General features: G+C 65.8%; 14 protein-coding genes and 1 pseudogene. 11 read left to right on the top strand and 4 right to left on the bottom strand.

The features are described from left to right. Window positions 1–9 precede the first annotated feature (9 nt). The 7 genes and pseudogenes from ribH to H0P51_RS12110 all read left to right on the top strand — a co-directional run bounded on the left by ribH (window position 10) and on the right by H0P51_RS12110 (window position 7534). Window positions 10–492, top strand: a complete 483-nt coding sequence (ribH, locus tag H0P51_RS12080; RefSeq protein ID WP_180918263.1) for a 6,7-dimethyl-8-ribityllumazine synthase — start codon at window positions 10–12, stop codon at window positions 490–492. Further along, the gene (locus tag H0P51_RS12085; RefSeq protein ID WP_180918265.1) at window positions 489–959 is read left to right on the top strand and encodes a PH domain-containing protein; all 471 of its coding nucleotides are present in this window, start codon (window positions 489–491) and stop codon (window positions 957–959) included. The genes ribH and H0P51_RS12085 overlap by 4 nt, the downstream gene beginning before the upstream one ends. Before the next feature lie 226 nt (window positions 960–1185). Then, the gene (gene uvrC, locus H0P51_RS12090) at window positions 1186–3129 is read left to right on the top strand and encodes an excinuclease ABC subunit UvrC (protein WP_180918266.1); all 1944 of its coding nucleotides are present in this window, start codon (window positions 1186–1188) and stop codon (window positions 3127–3129) included. Then, a complete protein-coding gene (gene rapZ / locus H0P51_RS12095) occupies window positions 3126–4013 on the top strand; it encodes an RNase adapter RapZ (RefSeq protein ID WP_180918267.1) in 888 nt (295 codons plus the stop codon). Before uvrC ends, rapZ begins: the two co-directional genes overlap by 4 nt. Then, window positions 4010–5069, top strand: a pseudogene (locus H0P51_RS12100) (YvcK family protein). The gene rapZ and the pseudogene H0P51_RS12100 overlap by 4 nt, the downstream one beginning before the upstream one ends. Then, window positions 5066–6043, top strand: a complete 978-nt coding sequence (gene whiA, locus H0P51_RS12105; protein ID WP_180918269.1) for a DNA-binding protein WhiA — start codon at window positions 5066–5068, stop codon at window positions 6041–6043. The pseudogene H0P51_RS12100 and the gene whiA overlap by 4 nt, the downstream one beginning before the upstream one ends. Window positions 6044–6151: 108 nt before the next feature. Then, window positions 6152–7534, top strand: coding sequence for a WS/DGAT/MGAT family O-acyltransferase (locus tag H0P51_RS12110; RefSeq protein ID WP_180918270.1), 1383 nt, complete (start codon window positions 6152–6154; stop codon window positions 7532–7534). A 4-nt stretch (window positions 7535–7538) separates the two neighbouring features. Here the strand turns inward: H0P51_RS12110 and H0P51_RS12115 are convergent, their stop codons facing one another. From H0P51_RS12115 to H0P51_RS12130, 4 genes are all read right to left on the bottom strand, one after another. Then, entirely contained in the window at window positions 7539–8819 is a 1281-nt protein-coding gene (locus tag H0P51_RS12115; RefSeq protein WP_180918271.1) for an alpha/beta hydrolase, read from the bottom strand. Further along, window positions 8816–10447, bottom strand: a complete 1632-nt coding sequence (fadD12, locus tag H0P51_RS12120) for an acyl-CoA ligase FadD12 (protein WP_180918272.1) — start codon at window positions 10445–10447, stop codon at window positions 8816–8818. Before fadD12 ends, H0P51_RS12115 begins: the two co-directional genes overlap by 4 nt. 3 nt (window positions 10448–10450) lie before the next feature. Then, window positions 10451–11206, bottom strand: coding sequence for a lysophospholipid acyltransferase family protein (locus H0P51_RS12125; RefSeq protein ID WP_180918914.1), 756 nt, complete (start codon window positions 11204–11206; stop codon window positions 10451–10453). A 101-nt stretch (window positions 11207–11307) separates the two neighbouring features. Then, a complete protein-coding gene (locus H0P51_RS12130; protein WP_180918273.1) occupies window positions 11308–11892 on the bottom strand; it encodes a QsdR family transcriptional regulator in 585 nt (194 codons plus the stop codon). Window positions 11893–12035: 143 nt separating this feature from the next. Here H0P51_RS12130 and H0P51_RS12135 point away from each other — a divergent pair, with 143 nt between their 5' ends. The 4 genes from H0P51_RS12135 (at window position 12036) to H0P51_RS12150 (ending at window position 17617) form a co-directional block, all read left to right on the top strand. Then, complete coding sequence (locus H0P51_RS12135) at window positions 12036–12800, top strand: SDR family NAD(P)-dependent oxidoreductase (protein ID WP_180918275.1); 765 nt, start codon at window positions 12036–12038, stop codon at window positions 12798–12800. A gap of 25 nt (window positions 12801–12825) precedes the next feature. Further along, on the top strand, window positions 12826–14337 hold the full coding sequence (locus tag H0P51_RS12140; protein WP_180918276.1) for a WS/DGAT/MGAT family O-acyltransferase: 1512 nt from the start codon (window positions 12826–12828) through the stop codon (window positions 14335–14337). Between the two features lie 104 nt (window positions 14338–14441). Next, window positions 14442–16202 carry a DUF3556 domain-containing protein gene (locus H0P51_RS12145; protein WP_180918278.1) on the top strand — a complete coding sequence of 587 codons (1761 nt, stop codon included), beginning with the start codon at window positions 14442–14444 and terminating at the stop codon, window positions 16200–16202. Continuing rightward, window positions 16199–17617: a phytoene desaturase family protein gene (locus H0P51_RS12150; protein ID WP_180918279.1), complete on the top strand. Its 1419-nt coding sequence runs from the start codon at window positions 16199–16201 to the stop codon at window positions 17615–17617. Before H0P51_RS12145 ends, H0P51_RS12150 begins: the two co-directional genes overlap by 4 nt. Window positions 17618–18197 lie beyond the last annotated feature (580 nt).

An 18197-nucleotide genomic window follows, 5' to 3' on the forward strand; every position in this document is an offset into this window, starting at 1 on the left:
GCGGCCCATATGAGCGGTGGCGCCGGTGTGCCGGACATCCCGGCGCTCGACGCGTCGCAGGTGCGGCTGGCCATCGTCGCCAGCACCTGGCACGACAAGATCTGCGACGCGCTACTCGATGGTGCCCGTAAGGTGGCCGCCGGTGCCGGGATCGACGAACCGACGGTGGTTCGAGTGCTGGGCGCGATCGAGATCCCGGTGGTGGCGCAGGAATTGGCCCGCACACACGACGCCGTCGTCGCGCTGGGCGTCGTCATCCGGGGCGAGACCCCGCATTTCGACTATGTGTGCGATGCGGTGACCCAGGGCCTGACCCGGGTCTCGCTGGATGCCTCCACTCCGGTGGCTAACGGGGTGCTGACCACCAACACCGAAGCGCAGGCACTCGACCGCGCCGGGCTGCCCACGTCGGCCGAAGACAAGGGCGCGCAGGCGGCGGCGGCGGCGCTGACGACCGCGCTGACCTTGCGCGACCTGCGCGCTCAATCGTGACACCCGAATCGGCAGCGGACGACTGGGATTTCGTCTGCCGTCCGCATTTGACGCCGATTTTCGCCTATGTTGCAGCATTTCTGATTTTGGTGGCGCACATCGCGGGTGGGCTGGTGCTCAAGATCGGAGCCACCGGCGTGGTGTTCCAGACAGCCGACCAGGTTGCGATGGCACTGCTGGGGGTGGTACTGGCGGGTGCCGTGTTGCTGTTGACGCGGCCGCGGCTGCGGGTTGGATCTACCGGTATATCGGTGCGTAACGTGCTGGGGGACAAGCTGATTCCATGGCCTGATGTGGTGGGGGTGTCGTTTCCGCTCGGTAGCCGGTGGGCCCGGGTCGAATTGCCCGACGATGAATACATCCCGGTGATGGCGATCCAGGCGGTGGACAAGGAGCGCGCCGTGCAAGCCATGGACGCCGTTCGCTCCCTGCTGGTGCGCTACCGGCCGGACCTGCACGCGCGCTGAGCCCCGGTCCGGCCCACGCGAGGCCCGTCGCGGCTGCCGAACGACGACGTGGCGCACGCTGACTCCAGGCGGAATTGCGTATTGCGCAGTCTTGCGCGAATCGCTCGGCCGCTATTGCGGTGAGCGGCCTCGTACGTGCAGTGAAATGGCCTTATGACCGGCATTTTGGGGTCGGCCGCGGGTGGGGGACTCCGCCGCCCACCCGGCAACCACTAGCCTTGATCACGTGCCAGATCCCGCCACCTACCGTCCGGCTCCCGGGTCTATTCCCGTCGAGCCGGGGGTGTACCGATTCCGGGATTCGCACGGTCGGGTCATCTACGTCGGCAAGGCAAAGAGCCTGCGCAGCCGGCTGACCTCGTACTTCGCCGACGTCGCCAGCCTGCATCCGCGCACCCGACAGATGGTGACTACCGCGGCCAAGGTCGAGTGGACGGTGGTCAACACCGAGGTCGAGGCGCTGCAGCTGGAATACAACTGGATCAAGGAGTTTGATCCGCGCTTCAACGTCCGCTACCGCGACGACAAGTCCTACCCGGTGCTGGCCGTCACTCTTAACGAGGAGTTCCCTCGGCTGATGGTGTACCGGGGGCCACGGCGCAAGGGGGTGCGCTATTTCGGGCCGTACTCGCACGCCTGGGCGATCCGCGAAACGCTGGACCTGCTCACCCGGGTGTTCCCGGCACGCACCTGCTCGGCCGGGGTTTTCAAGCGGCACAACCAGATCGACCGGCCTTGCCTACTGGGTTACATCGACAAGTGCTCGGCGCCCTGCATCGGCCGGGTGAGCGCCGAGCAGCACCGCCAGATCGTCTTGGACTTCTGCGACTTTCTGTCCGGCAAGACCGATCGCTACGCCCGCGAGCTGGAACAGCAGATGCAGGCCGCGGCCGCCGAACTCGACTTCGAGCGCGCCGCCCGACTGCGTGACGACCTGGGCGCACTCAAGCGGGCCATGGAGAAGCAGGCGGTGGTGCTCGGCGACGGCACCGACGCCGACGTGGTGGCATTCGCCGATGACGAACTCGAGGCCGCGGTTCAGGTCTTCCACGTCCGCGGCGGGCGGGTACGCGGCCAGCGCGGTTGGATCGTCGAGAAGCCCGGCGATCCCAGCGAGTCCGGCGAAGAACAGCTCGTTGAACAGTTTCTCACCCAGTTCTACGGTGATCAGGCCGAATTAGACGGCGCGGCAGACGAATCCATCAACCCGGTGCCGCGCGAGGTGCTGGTGCCCTGCTTGCCTTCCAACCACGACGAACTGACCGACTGGCTGTCCGGCCTACGCGGGTCTCGTGTCGCGTTACGGGTGCCGCGCCGCGGCGACAAACGCGCCCTCGCCGAGACCGTCGAACGCAACGCGAAAGAAGCTCTGCAGCAACATAAGTTGAAGCGAGCCGGCGATTTCAACGCCAGATCCGCGGCGCTGCAGAATATTCAGGAAGCCCTGGGGTTGGCCGACGCCCCGCTGCGCATCGAGTGCGTGGACATCAGCCACGTGCAAGGCACCGATGTCGTCGGGTCGCTGGTGGTGTTCGAGGACGGTTTGCCGCGCAAGTCGGACTACCGGCACTTCGGGATCCGCGAGGCTGCCGGACAGGGCCGCTCCGACGACGTCGCATCGATCGCCGAAGTGACACGGCGCCGTTTCCTGCGCCACCTCAGCGACCAGAGTGATCCGAATATGCTTTCCCCGGAAGGTAAGTCGCGACGATTCGCATACCCGCCCAATCTGTATGTCGTCGACGGCGGCGCGCCGCAGGTCAACGCCGCCAGCGCGGTGCTCGACGAACTGGGTATCACCGACGTCGCGGTGATCGGTTTGGCCAAGCGGCTGGAGGAGATCTGGGTGCCGTCGGAGCCCGACCCGATCATTATGCCGCGCAACAGCGAGGGCCTGTACCTACTGCAGCGGGTGCGCGACGAGGCGCACCGGTTTGCCATCGCCTACCATCGCAGCAAGCGATCCAAACGGATGACAGCCTCGGCGCTCGATGCGGTTCCCGGACTGGGCGAGCACCGCCGCAAGGCGCTGGTCACCCATTTCGGATCGATAGCACGCCTCAAGGAGGCCACCGTCGACCAGATCACTGCCGTCCCCGGTATCGGCGTGGCCACCGCCACCGCCGTCTTGGAAGCGCTGCGGCCGGACTCCGCAGGAGCGGCCGAATGACCAACGGCGAAGATGGCCCCGCAGGCATCGACGTGGTCCTGGTGACCGGTCTGTCGGGCGCCGGGCGCGGTACCGCGGCCAAGGTACTTGAGGACCTCGGCTGGTATGTCGCGGATAACCTGCCACCCCAGTTGATTACCCGCATGGTCGATTTCGGGTTAGCCGCAGGGTCGCGGATCACCCAACTCGCCGTCGTAATGGACGTGCGGTCGCGCGGATTCACCGGAGATCTGGACGAGGTCCGCACCGAGCTGGCCACCCGCAACATCAGCCCGCGGGTGGTCTTCATGGAGGCATCCGACGACATGCTGGTCCGCCGCTACGAGAACAACCGCCGCAGCCATCCGCTGCAGGGTGAACAGACGCTGGCCGAGGGCATTGCCGCCGAGCGCCGGATGCTGGCCCCGGTCCGCGCCACCGCCGATTTGATCATCGACACGTCGACGCTGTCGGTGCGGGGTCTGCGGGAAAGCATCGAGCGCGCTTTCGGCGGCACCGCTACCGCGACCACCAGTGTCACCGTCGAATCCTTCGGCTTCAAATACGGACTTCCGATGGATGCGGACATGGTGATGGATGTGCGTTTCCTGCCCAACCCGCACTGGGTGGACGAGTTGCGGCCGCTGACTGGGCAGCATGCACCGGTGCGCGACTATGTGTTGAGCCAGCCAGGCGCGGCTGAATTCCTGCAGACCTACCACCGATTGCTGTTGCTGGTGGTCGACGGTTACCGACGAGAGGGCAAGCGCTACATGACGGTGGCGGTCGGGTGCACGGGGGGTAAACACCGCAGCGTGGCGATCGCTGAGGCCCTGATGGGCCTGCTTGGGGCAGACCCGCAACTGACGGTGCGGGTCTTGCACCGGGATCTGGGCCGCGAATGAACTCGCCGGCAAATCCGAGCATCGTCGCCTTGGGCGGCGGGCACGGCCTGTATGCCACGCTGTCGGCGGCTCGTCGGCTGACCCCCTACGTCACCGCGATCGTGACGGTCGCCGACGACGGTGGCTCCTCGGGTCGGCTGCGCAGCGAACTGGACGTGGTGCCGCCGGGTGATTTACGAATGGCGTTGGCGGCGTTGGCATCCGACAGTCCCTACGGGCGGTTGTGGGCGACCATACTGCAGCACCGCTTCGGTGGCAGCGGGGCGCTGGCCGGGCACCCGATCGGCAACCTGTTGCTTGCCGGCCTGTCAGAGATGCTGGCCGACCCGGTCGCGGCACTCGACGAAATCGGGCGTGTCCTGGGCGTCAAGGGCCGGGTGCTGCCGATGTGTCCGATCGCGCTGCAGATCGAGGCCGACGTCTCCGGCCTGGAGTCCGACCCGCGGATGTTCCGGCTGATCCGGGGCCAGGTCGCCATCGCGACGACACCGGGCAAGGTGCGCCGGGTGCGGTTGCTGCCGACCGACCCGCCGGCCACTCGGCAGGCCGTCGACGCCATCATGGCCGCCGATCTTGTCGTGCTCGGACCCGGCTCGTGGTTTACCAGCGTGATTCCCCATGTGTTGGTGCCCGGCCTGCTTAAGGCGCTGCGGGCGACCACCGCACGTAAGGCGCTGGTGCTCAACCTGGTGGCCGAACCGGGGGAAACCGCCGGGTTTTCGGTGGAGCGGCACCTGCATGTGCTGGCACAGCATGCACCGGAGTTCCGCGTCGACGACATCATCATCGACGCAGAACGGGTGCCCAGCGATCGTGAGCGGGACCAGCTGCGTCGGACCGCAACACTGCTGCAGGCCGAGGTCCACTTCGCGGATGTGGCCCGACCTGGTACACCTTTACATGACCCGGGCAGGCTGGCCGCTGTGCTGGACGGGGTTCGAGCAGCTGGCAAGAATCCGGCAGGGAGATCCGAGCCGTCGGTGACGGCCACGGAAGAGATACCGATCGACGGCGGCCGTCGGGAACGAACCAAGGGGTGACGACGCGTGGCGATGACGACTGAAGTCAAGGACGAGCTGAGCCGTCTGGTGGTCAAGTCGGTCAGCGCTCGGCGCGCGGAGGTCACCTCGCTGCTGCGGTTCGCTGGTGGCTTGCACATCGTGGCTGGCCGGGTGGTTGTCGAGGCCGAGGTCGACCTCGGTAGCATCGCGCGGCGGCTGCGCAAAGACATCTTCGACCTGTACGGCTACAACGCCGTGGTGCATGTGTTGTCGGCCAGCGGAATTCGCAAGAACACCCGGTACGTGCTGCGGGTCGCCAGCGACGGGGAAGCGCTGGCTCGCCAGACGGGCCTGCTGGACATGCGCGGACGTCCGGTGCGCGGCCTGCCCGCCCAAGTGGTGGGTGGCAGCGTCGGCGATGCCGAAGCCGCCTGGCGGGGAGCCTTTTTGGCCCACGGGTCGCTGACCGAGCCGGGTCGTTCCTCGGCGCTGGAGGTCAGCTGCCCCGGGCCCGAGGCCGCCCTGGCGCTCGTCGGCGCGGCGCGTCGGCTGGGAGTCAGCGCCAAGGCTCGCGAGGTGCGCGGCGCCGACCGGGTGGTGGTTCGCGACGGTGAGGCCATTGGTGCGCTGCTCACCCGGATGGGCGCGCAGGACACCCGGCTGGTCTGGGAAGAGCGCCGGCTGCGCCGGGAGGTGCGGGCCACCGCTAACCGGCTGGCCAATTTCGACGACGCGAACCTGCGCCGCTCGGCGCGCGCGGCGGTGGCGGCGGCGGCCCGGGTGGAGCGCGCGCTGGAAATCCTCGGCGACACCGTGCCCGACCACCTGGCCACCGCGGGTCAGCTGCGCGTCGAGCATCGGCAGGCCTCACTGGAGGAGCTGGGTCGCCTCGCCGACCCGCCGATGACCAAAGATGCTGTGGCAGGACGTATTCGGCGTCTGTTGTCGATGGCCGACCGTAAAGCAAAGGTCGACGGCATTCCCGACACCGAGTCTGCGGTCACCCCTGACCTGCTAGAAGACGCGTAACTTCCCTTCCCGCCTTCTTTTCCCGCGGGTACGACCGGGCTGTGATTTCGCCCCCAGGATTTCTGGGTGTAGTTACATTCGTGGCCGGGGGCGGGCTACGGTCTTCTAATGAAACGGCTCTCGAGTGTTGATGCGGCGTTTTGGTCGGCCGAAACTTCCGGCTGGCACATGCACGTCGGTGCACTGGCGATCTGCGATCCCAGCGATGCGCCCGAGTACAGCTTCGATCGCCTGCGGGAATTGCTGATCGAGCGGCTGCCGGAAATCCCGCAGCTGCGTTGGCGGGTGACCGGGTCTCCGCTGGGCCTGGATCGGCCGTGGTTCGTCGAGGACGAGGAACTCGACATCGACTTTCATATCCGCCGCATCGGTGTGCCGGCGCCGGGCGGCCGGCGCGAGGTCGATGAACTCGCTGGCCGGCTGATGTCTTACAAGCTGGACCGGTCCCGGCCGCTGTGGGAATTGTGGGTAATCGAGGGTGTCGAAGGTGGCCGCATCGCGACGCTGACCAAGATGCATCACGCCATCGTCGATGGTGTCTCGGGTGCCGGCCTGGGCGAAATCCTCTTGGATATCACGCCCGAACCCCGGCCGCCGCAGAAGGAGACGATCGGATTCGTCGGGTTCACCATTCCGGGCCTCGAACGGCGCGCGTTGGGTGCGCTGGTGAACCTGGGCATCATGACTCCCTTCCGGATCGCCCGGTTGGTGGAGCAGACGGTGCGTCAACAGATCGCCGCACTGGGGGTGGCGACCCGGCCACCGCGCTTCTTCGAGGCGCCCAAGACCCGATTCAATGCGCCTGTGTCGCCGCACCGCCGGATCACCGGCTGCCGCATCGAGCTGGAGCGGGCCAAGGCCGTCAAGGACGCCTTCGGGGTCAAGCTCAACGACGTCGTCCTGGCGATCGTGGCCGGCGCGGTCCGGGAGTATCTGCTCAAGCGGGACGAGCTGCCGTACAAGCCGTTGATCGCGCAGATCCCCGTCTCCACCCGTACCGACGAGAACAAGTCCGATGTCGGCAACCAGATTAGTTCGATGACGGCGTCGTTGGCCACCGATATCGAGGACCCAGCCGAGCGGCTGAAAATCATTCACGAGAGCACTCGCAGCGCCAAGGAAATGGCCAAAGCGCTTTCCGCACACCAGATCATGGGGCTTACCGAGACCACTCCGCCGGGCCTGCTGCAGTTGGCAGCGCGGGCGTACACGGCCACCGGGTTGTCACGCAACCTGGCGCCGATCAATCTGGTGGTGTCCAATGTGCCCGGCCCGCCCATTCCCCTCTACATGGCCGGCGCCAAGCTAGACTCGCTGGTTCCGTTGGGGCCGCCGGTGATGGATGTCGCTCTCAACGTCACCTGCTTCTCCTACCAGGGATACCTGGACTTCGGTTTCGTGACGACGCCCGAGGTGGCCAACGACATCGACGAGATGGCCGACGCCATCGAACCGGCACTCGCCGAATTGGAGCGCGCCGCCGATCTGTGATCGGTTAACGGTCGCCCAGGTACTTCGTCACGTACACCCAGGACAGGAATCGCGCAACCGCCTCGGCGGACTTGCTGGCCCGCGGGGACGCGAAGATGTCGAAAGCGTGCTGCGCATTGGGCAGCTCGGCGTAGGCGACCGGCGCTTTGGACACCGCGCGCAGCTCGTCGACGAACTCCCGCGCCTCCTGCACCGGGATCAGCGAGTCGTCGGTTCCGTGCAGGACGAAGAAAGGTGGTGCGTCGGCCCGCACGTAGGTGATGGGGGAGGCGTCGACGTAGATGTCGCGGTGCGTGCTTATCTTCTTCTTGACTACCAGCCGGGCGAGCACCTCGAGGAACTCTCCCCGCCCTGGTTCGTCGATCGAGAACCAGTCGTAGCGGCCGTAGAACGGAACCGCGGCGGCCACCGAGGTGTCGGATTCTTCGAATCCCGGCTGGAACTTCGGGTCGTTGGGTGTCAGGGCCGCCAACGAGGACAGATGTCCGCCAGCCGAACCACCGCTGATCACAACGAAATTGGGGTCCCCGCCGTACTCGGCAATGTTGTCCTTGACCCAGGTCAGCGCGCGCTTGACGTCGACGATGTGGTCGGGCCAGGTGTGCAGCGGCGATACCCGGTAGTTCATCGACACACATACCCAGCCACGCGAAACCAGGTGTTCCATCAGCGGATACGCCTGCGGGCGGCGCCACCCGATCATCCACGCTCCGCCGGGCACCTGCAGCAACACCGGCGCTTTGCCGTCTCGCGGCAGGTCGCGGCGGCGCCAGATGTCGGCCAGGTTCGCGCGCCCGTGCGGACCGTAGCGCACGATGTTCTGCTTGTCGACGTAGCGCCGCCGGGCCACCGTCGACCGCAGTGGCGGGTTGCGCCGACCTGGCCGGTCGGCAAGCTCAGTGGGCAGTTCGCGCAGCGCGTCGGAGTAATTCGGGCCGAGCTGTTCGGTCAGCGCCGATTCCAGCACGGGCCCAGGGGTTTTCACGCCGCGGTAGGCGATCACGCCTAGGATCGCCCACGAGGCAGCGGTCAGTGCCAGCGCCACCTTGCCCTTGGGTCCGTCGAAATCGCCGCGCCGGCTGCGACGTGCCGCGTCCAGGGCCGAGACGGCGGCGTAGACACCCGGCACCTCTGAGGTCGGCCAGCCGAACCAAAACACTGTTGGAGCAGCCCAGGGATTACGGGTGATGGGACGTAACCCGTTGGCGGCGTTGACGATCTCGGCCGTCGCGCGGGTAAGCGGCCGGGGCCGGCGCAATTGCGTGATCACTTGACGAAGGTTCATGAGTCGCTCACCCGGGCCTTCAGTTCGTTGCGCAGAATCTTGCCGGTGCTGCCGCGGGGAAGCTCGTCGAGCACGGTGATCTCGCGGGGCACCTTGTAGTTGGCCAGGTTGTCGCGGACGTGTTGCTTGAGGGCATCGACGTCTGCGGTCGCCCCCGGTTCGAACACCACGAACGCAGCCAGCCGCTGTCCGTACTGCTCGTCGTCCACGCCGAGTACCGACGCTTCGGCCACCTCGGGATGGGTGGCCAGGGTTTTCTCCACCTCGATCGGGTAGATGTTCTCGCCGCCGGAGACGATCATCTCGTCGTCGCGGCCGACCACGAACAGCCGCCCGTCTTGGTCCAGGTATCCGAGGTCTCCGGAAGACATGAAGCCAGCGTGAAAATCCTTGGTCTTACCGGATGTGTAGCCGTCGAATTGGGTGTCGTTTCGCACGTAGATGGTGCCGACTTCGCCGGTGGGGAGTTCGTTCAACTCGGGGTCGAGGATCAGGATCTCGGTCCCGCCGGCTGGCTTGCCGGCGGTGTCGGGTGCGGCGCGCAGGTCCGTCGGCGTGGCGGTGGCGATCATGCCGGCCTCGGTGGCGTTGTAGTTGTTGTAGATGACGTCGCCGAACTGATCCATGAATGCGATCACGACGTCGGGACGCATTCGCGATCCTGAGGCCGCAGCGAATCGTAACGACTTGCCGCTGTAGCGGTTTCGCACCTCTTCGGGAAGGTCCATAATGCGGTCGAACATCACCGGCACCACCGCGAGTCCCGTCGCCTGGTACTCGTCGACGAGAGCCAGTGTCGCTTCCGGGTCGAACTTGCGTCGGGTGACGATCGTGCATGCCATGGACGCGGCGAAGATCAGCTGAGAGAAGCCCCAAGCGTGGAACATCGGCGCCGCGATCACAATGGTCTCCTCGGCCCGCCACGGCGTGCGGTCCAGAATCGCCTTGAGCGTGCCTATTCCGGCGCTGCCGCCAGATTGCTTGGCGCCCTTGGGTGCTCCGGTGGTGCCCGAGGTGAGCAGGATGATCTTCCCGGTGCGGCTGTGCCGCCGCGGCTGCTGACCGGCATGCGCGGTGATCAGCTTCTCCAGGTTTTCGAGGTGAGGTTCCTGCGCAGTGTCGGTCCACGCCAGAATGCGGGTGGCGTCCGGGACGTCGGCCAGCGCGCGGTGGACGGTGGCGGTGAACTCCTCGTCGTAAATCACGGTGTCGACGCCTTCGCGAGTCACCACCTCCGCCATCGCCGGTCCGGCGAAAGACGTGTTGAGCAACAGGATGTCAGCGCCGATGCGGCTGGCGGCCACCACCGCCTCGACGAAGCCTCGATGGTTGCGGCACATGATGCCGACCACCTTCGGTTGCCCGGACGCCAGCTGTTGCAGTGCCGCGGCCAGCGCGTTGATCCGCTCGTCGAGTTGCCGCCAGGTTAGCGGGCCCAGTTCGTCGATCAGGGCAAGACGGTCGGGGCAGCGCTGGGGCGCTCCGGCGAATCCCGCCGTCATCCCCATGCCTTCGCGGCGCATCGCGGCGATCATCTTCAGGTAGCGGTCGGGCCGCATCGGCGCGATCATCCCGGCGCGCCTCATGGTGCGGATGACGCCGAGGGCTTCCTCGATGCGGGACGCCATGGCTCAGCCGACAATCGGGAAGCGACGCTTGGCGGCCAGCTCGTTGAGACCCGCTTGCATCACCGACCGCACGTGCTGGTCGACCGAGTCGACATCGGGGTCCGCGCCGAATTCGGCGGCGATATCAATCGGTTCCAGCACCTGCATCACAATCTTGGCGGGCAGCGGCAGATTGGGTGGGATCGCCGCACTGAACCCGAAGGGAAAACCGAACGACAGCGGCAAGATGTCGCTGCGGATCAACCGCTTCAAGCCCAGGCGCTTGGCCAGCCAGGTGCCTCGGCTCAGATACAGCTGGGTCTCCTGACCGCCGATACCCACTACGGGCACGATGGGAACTCCGGCCGCGATTGCAGTGCGGACGTACCCCTTACGCCCGTTGAAGTCGATGACGTTCTCGGCGGTGGTCGGGCGGTATGCGTCGTAGTCGCCGCCGGGGAAGACGACCACCACTCCACCGGACCGCAGTGCCGCGGCGGCGTTCTCCGGGTTGGCCCGGATATAGCCGGTTTTGCGGAAGATGTCTCCGGTCGGGCCCATGAACAAGATGTCGTGGCTCAAGGTCAGCACCGGGCGCTCATAGCCGAACTTCTCGTAGAAGTCGACGCTGAAAATCGGTACGTCCATCGGGAACTGGCCACCGGAGTGGTTGGCGACCACCAGCGCGCCGCCGGACGGGAACGAGTCCAGGCCGTGCACCTCGCTGCGGAAGTACGTTTTCAACACCGGCCGCATGACGGAGATCATCCGTTGGGTCATGCCGGGGTCGAATTTGCCGATGTCGTCTTCGCTCACTGAGGCTCCTTTGCTGACGAGTTCCTAGATCGTAGCGACCGGGTCGGAACGCCAGATAGGAAACCTCAACGTAGGAGGGCTGTGATCGCTCGCTCGGCTCCGTCGATGTCGCGCTGCTCGCCGGTGATGAGGTCGGCGTAGAGGAAGGACTCGATGATTCGCATGATCAGGTAGGCCAGGTCGTGGGGTGGCAATGGCGGGTTTAGCCGACCACGCGAAATCTCTTCGTCCAGAAGGGTTTCGACGGCCTCAACGACACGCGCCTGGATGGTGCCGGCACGCGTGGTCAGAATCCGCAGTGCGCGTTCTGGTTCGCGACGCAGGAACGCCCTGAAGAACTCGGCGTCGTCCATTAGCCGGGCGAATCGTCCCGAGATCGCCGCGATGCGCTGGCCACCTTCACCGGGTGCCTCCTGAACCGCCAGTGCCAGTGTGGGTTTGGCCAGTGACCAGAGGATCTCGGCCAGTAGTTCGTCGCGGCTGCCGACCCACCGGAACAACGTGGCCCGGTTCACGCCGAGTTCGGTGGCCAGTTCCCCCATCTCGATGCGGCGGCCGTCGATGAAGCGGCGCCTGGCGATGCGGAACGCGGTCAGCGCGTCCGGCCGTCGCTCCTCGGCGAGCAGGCGCGCCAGTGGGGTCTCGCTCATCGACAACCTCCCCGGGCGCAGGTCGTAATGATGCATCAGGCTAGCAAAACGATACAAAGTGAAATATATCTCCAACTGCTGTAACTATGCAACAAATCACGATATGGTGCAAGACCACCTAACCCGACCGAAGGGACCGCGCAGTGACCATCCTCGACAGCTTTCGTCTCGATGACCGCGTCGCGATCGTCACCGGCGCATCCAGTGGTCTGGGTGTCGGCTTCGCCGCCGCCCTCGCGCAAGCGGGGGCAGACCTGGTCCTCGGTGCCCGGCGCGCGGATCGGATGGCTCGGACCCGATCGCTGGTTGAGCAGGCCGGCCGCCAAGCCGTCGCGGTCCGGACCGACGTCACTGAGCCAGGCGATTGCCAGAATTTGGTCAAGGCGGCGATGGACAGGTTCGGGCGGGTCGACATCCTGGTCAACAATGCTGGCGTGGGGACCGCGGTCCCGGCGCTGCGCGAAACGCCCGAGCAATTCCGATCGGTGATCGAACTCAACCTCAACGGCAGCTACTGGATGGCGCAGGCCTGCGCACAGGTGATGCGGCCCGGCAGCTCGATCGTCAACATCAGCAGCGTGCTCGGTCTGACCACCGGCGGCCTTCCGCAGGCCGCTTACTCGGCCTCCAAGGCAGGCGTGATCGGCCTGACTCGCGATCTCGCTCAGCAATGGACCGGGCGTAAAGGCATTCGGGTCAATGCACTGGCGCCCGGGTTCTTCGAATCCGAGATGACCGACGAGCTGCCGGCCGGCTACCTCGACAAGACGGTCATCCCGCGCACGCTGGCGGGCCGCATCGGCCGCGTCGAAGAGCTCAGTGCCGCGTTGATCTTCCTCGCCAGCGATGCCAGCAGCTACATCACCGGCGTCACGCTGCCCGTCGAAGGCGGCCTGCTCGCCAACTGAGCACCGAAAAACCAAGGAGCCGTTCATGAAACAACTCACCGGGCTGGATGCCGCGTTCCTGCACATGGAGACGTCGACGACGTTCGGGCATGTCACCGGGTTGATGATCTTCGAGCGACCCCGGCCGGACTACGACCCCTATGCCGCCGTGTACGCCAAGTTCGGGTCGCTGGTGGGTGAGCTCGAACCGCTGCGCCGGCGTCTGGTCGGGGTGCCGTTCGGGCTCGACCACCCTTATTGGGTGGCTGATCCGAATCTCGATCTCGACTTCCACATTCGTGAATTGCACTTGGCACAACCGGGTTTGGTCGACCAACTGGCCGAGCAGGTGTGCCGGATCGTCGGGCGCCCGATGGACCGGACCCGGCCGCTATGGGAGGTCTACGTCCTCGACGGCCTCGCCGACGGGCGGTGGGCACTACTCACCAAGTATCACCACGCCACGATCGACGGAGCCTCCGGGCAGCTGATGCTGCAGATCGTCACCGACACCGAGCCCGATGCCCCGCCGCCCGGGGAAAGCCCCTCGTGGCAGCCGGAGGTGCTGCCCAGCAGCGTCGAACTATTGCGCCGCACGGCAATCCGGTTGGCGGGCAACCCGTTCCGGGCAATGCGAGTGCAGGCCCGGATCGTACGCCAGCTGGCCGACGCCGCGGGTATCCGCGGCGTCGCTAGCGCGGCGGGAGTGGCCGGATCCGCGGTCAAGCGGGTGGCCAGGATTGGTGCCGGCGATCTGCCACGGGTCTCGTTACCGAGCGTGTCCGCCCCGCCGACGCCCTGGAACAGGACCATCACCGCACACCGCCGATTCGCAATGCGCACAACGTCTTTGGAGAATATTAAGCGACTCAAGAATGCAACGGGCGGTACCGTCAACGATGTCGTGATGGCTATCTGTGCCGGCGGGTTGCGCGAATACCTGTTGGCGCACGACGCGTTGCCCGATCGGCCGTTGCGAGCCATGGTGCCCGTCTCAATCCGCACGGGGGACGAAGACGACCCCTGGACTAATCGCGTCTCGGCAATCGTGGCCGACCTGCCGACCGACTGCCCAGATCCGGCCGAACGGGTCGAGCGGTGCAAGGCGGCCATGCGACAGGCCAAGCGCCGGTTCCAGCTGGTGCCCGCCACCGAACTGGCCGATCTCACTCAATACTCGGCGCCGGTGCTGTCGACCTCCGCGGTCCGGTTGGCCTCGCGGCTGCAGTTGGCCAACCGTGTCGGACTGCCGTTCAATGTGGTGATCTCCAACGTCCCCGGACCCCGGCAGTCGTTGTACTTCGCGGGCGCCAAGCTGTGCCACCAGTTCCCGGTGTCGATCGTCACCGACGGTCAGGGGCTCAACATCACCGTGGTCAGCTACCTGGACCGGCTCGACTTCGGGTTCATCGTCGACCGCGAGCTAGTGCCAGATGTGTGGGATCTGGCCGACATGCACGTCGCCGAGATTGGCCGGTTGTTCGATGCCACCGGCGCGCAGTGGGCCGAACCGCTGCAGCCGGCCGCGCCGCGCCGGGGCCGGCCTGGTGCAGACTGACGCTGACCAACGCCGGCAAAAGCGGTCCGTCGCCGCCTCGGGACGGGCAGAGTGTGGCGGGATACATTTGGATCCGCTGGTTTCACTTCGGGAATGAGGCAGTCATGGGGTTCATGTCACCAGACCTTCCGGACGTTGATCACGACACTTGGCCGATGCTGCCGCGCGCGACGCGGTTGCAGGTCGTCACCAGGCACTGGGCAGAAAACGGCTTCGGGACGCCGTATGCGGTGTATCTGCTGTACCTGATGAAGATCGGGCTGTACGTCGCCGCGCCGGCCGCCATCATCTCGCTCACGCCCGGCCTGGGCGGGCTGAGCCAGATCGCGCACTGGTGGACCGAGCCGATCGTCTACCAGAAGGTCGTCGTCTTCACGTTGCTGTTCGAGATTCTGGGCCTGGGTTGTGGGTCAGGGCCGTTGACCGGACGTTTCATGCCCCCGATCGGGGGAGTGCTTTATTGGTTGCGGCCCAACACGATTCGTCTTCCGGCCTGGCCGGACAAGGTGCCGTTCACCCGCGGCGACTCCCGCTCGGTCATTGACGTCGCGTTGTACGCCGTGGTGCTGGGCAGCGCAGTGTGGGCGTTGCTATCAGTTGGTGTACCCGGGCCGGGCACTGCGTCGATCCCCGCCGGTGTCGGGTTGATCGACCCGATGCTGGTCCTACCGGCGATCGTCGCCTTGGCGCTGCTCGGTCTGCGCGACAAGACCATCTTCCTGGCCGCCCGCGGCGAACACTATTGGCTGAAGCTGATCGTGTTCTTCTTCCCGTTCGCCGACCAGATCTCGGCGTTCAAGCTCATCATGCTGTGTCTGTGGTGGGGGGCGGCGACCTCCAAACTCAACCACCACTTCCCCTACGTGGTTGCGGTGATGACAAGCAACAATGCTCTGCTGCGCAGCAGGCTGTTTCTGCCGCTCAAGCACCTGCTTTACCGCGACCACGTCAACGACCTGCGCCCCACCTGGTTGCCCAAGCTGATGGCCCACGGCGGAGGAACTACTGCCGAGTTCATAGTTCCGACGGTGCTGGTGTTCGTCGCGGGCGATGCGCCATGGCGCTGGTTCTTAATCGCGTTCATGGTGATCTTCCACCTCAACATCCTGTCCAACCTCCCGATGGGAGTTCCGTTGGAGTGGAACGTCTTTTTCATCTTCTCGCTGTTCTACCTGTTCGGGCACTACGGCGCGATCCGTGCGACCGACATCCAGTCGCCGCTATTGCTGGCCCTCATCCTGGTCGCAGCCGCCGTCGCCATCGCGGGAAACCTGTTCCCCGCCAAGATTTCGTTCCTACCCGGGATGCGCTACTACGCCGGCAACTGGGCCACCAGCCTGTGGTGCTTCCGCCCCGGCGCCGAGGACAAGATCGAAGCCGATGTCGTCAAAAGCTCTGCGCTGGTTGTCAATCAATTGGCAAAGCTCTACGACGCTAAGACCGCCGAAGTGATGGCCGATAAGGTGGCGGCGTTCCGCGCCATGCATACCCACGGCCGTGCGCTCAACGGCCTGCTGCCCCGGGCGCTGGGCGCCGAAGAGGCCGGTTACAAAGTGCGCGAAGGTGAAATCGTGGCCGGCCCATTGGTCGGCTGGAACTTCGGGGAAGGTCACCTGCACAACGAGCAACTGCTGGAAGCCGTGCAGCGGCGTTGCAACTTCGAGGACGGCGATGTGCGCGTCATCGTCCTGGAAGGCCAGCCGATTCACGTCCAAAAGCAGTGGTATCGCATCCTCGACGCTAAGACCGGTTTGATCGAAGCCGGGTACGTCAATGTCTCGGACATGCTGACGCGCCAGCCGTGGCCGGAGCCTGGTGACGAATTCCCGGTCCACGTCACCTCGCAACGTTCCGTACCGGCATGACGACCGCGGTCGTTGTCGGCGCCGGCCCCAACGGCCTGGCCGCGGCAATACATCTCGCGCGCCAAGGCATCGACGTACAGGTGCTTGAAGCGCAGGACACCATTGGTGGGGGAGCGCGCTCGGGTGAATTGACGGTGCCCGGCGTCATCCACGACCACTGTTCGGCGTTCCACCCGCTCGGCGTCGGCTCCCCGTTTTGGAAGGAGATCGGCCTCGAGAGCTACGGGCTGTCGTGGAAGTGGCCGGAGATTGACTGCGCACATCCGCTCGATGACGGCAGCGCGGGTCTGCTCTATCAGTCAATTTCGAAGACGGCTAAAGGACTTGGTGCCGATCGCCGCCGGTGGAAGGCGGCGGTCGGTGGACTGGCCAAGGGCTTCGACGACCTGGCCGAAGACCTGCTGCGCCCGGTCCTCAACATCCCGCGCCATCCGATCCGGCTGGCGGCGTTTGGTCCACGGGCGGTGCTGCCTGCCACCGCGGTGGCCGGTTGGTTCCACACTGAGCAGGCGCGCGCCCTGTACGGCGGGGCGGCCGCGCACGCCTTCACCCGGCTGGATCGGCCGCTGACCGCCTCGCTCGGGCTGATGATTCTGGCCAGCGGACATCGCTATGGCTGGCCGGTCGCCGAAGGTGGATCCGGATCCATCGTCCGCGCGCTGGGTGCGGCGCTGAGTGCCGCGGGCGGACAGGTGAGCACCGGGGTCCCTGTCAGCCGACGCCGCGACATCCCGACCGCCGACATTGTCATGCTCGACCTCAGCCCAGCGCAGGTGCTCGAGCTCTACGGCGACGCGATGCCGACCCGAATCAGGCGGTCCTACCGGCGCTACCGCGAAGGGTCGTCGGCGTTCAAGGTCGACTTTGCGATAGAAGGCGACATCCCCTGGACCAATCCCGATTGCGGGCGGGCCGGAACGGTGCATCTGGGCGGCAGCTTCGAGGAGATCGCCGACATCGAAGCTCAACGCGCACAAGGCAAGATGGTGTCACGCCCGTTCGTGCTGCTGGGCCAGCAGTACCTGGCCGACCGGTCCCGGAGTGCGGGCAACATCAACCCGATCTATGCCTACGCGCACGTGCCGTACGGCTACACCGGGGATGCGACGGCCGCAATCGTCGAGCAGGTCGAGCGATTCGCTCCCGGATTTCGCGACCGCATCGTCGCGACCACGTCCACCAGTACCGGTGAACTGCAGGCCCGCAATCCCAGCTTCATCGGTGGCGACATCATCGGGGGCGCCAACGACCGGCTGCAGATCATCTTTCGGCCGCGGATCGCCGTCGACCCGTATGCAGTCGGTGTGCCGGGCGTCTACCTGTGCTCGCAGTCCGGGCCGCCGGGCGCTGGCATCCACGGCCTGTGTGGCTATCATGCCGCCGAGGCAGCACTGCGCTGGCTGCACAAGCGCTGACAGCCGGGACGCTCGTAAGTCCAGCAAGGGGCGCGGCGGGCCAAGCTCTTACGCTCAGCGGCGCCCAAACGCGGGCGTGGCCGAACCGTGACGAAGGCTTGACCGAATCGCCCATCATGCGCTGCGCTTTCCCTGATCAGCAGGCCTTTAGCATCGCTATTGCAACTATGTCAGTTAGAGGGAGTCCGAAATCAGTGCGCATGCGCCGCATAGCCATCGGGCTGCTGCGAAGGTCGGCAATGACCTTGCGCAGCGGTACGCCGTCCAACGGGCGTCCGCTGCGTCGACTTGTCGCCAAAGCGCGGCCTTCGCCGGCGCTGCGCCTGTTGCAAATCACCCGTCCACCGCCGGTGAATCGAATTCTGTAATGCGCGACTGATCATTCTGATCCCGCCGAATTACGCATGGTGCGTATCGGCGGCGTCGGCTATTCGCGTATAAAACCGAATTGAATTCTATTCGTATTTCTAATTCGGAAAACGGTGCGCGTTGCGTGACGAACTTTGCAAATTAGAATCGCTCCGAGTCTGCTGACCTAGATTGCGTGAACAGCACACGACGAATGGGCCCCCGGGTGGTG

It is taken from the genome of Mycobacterium vicinigordonae, assembly GCF_013466425.1.
Taxonomy (GTDB): Bacteria; Actinomycetota; Actinomycetes; order Mycobacteriales; family Mycobacteriaceae; genus Mycobacterium; species Mycobacterium vicinigordonae.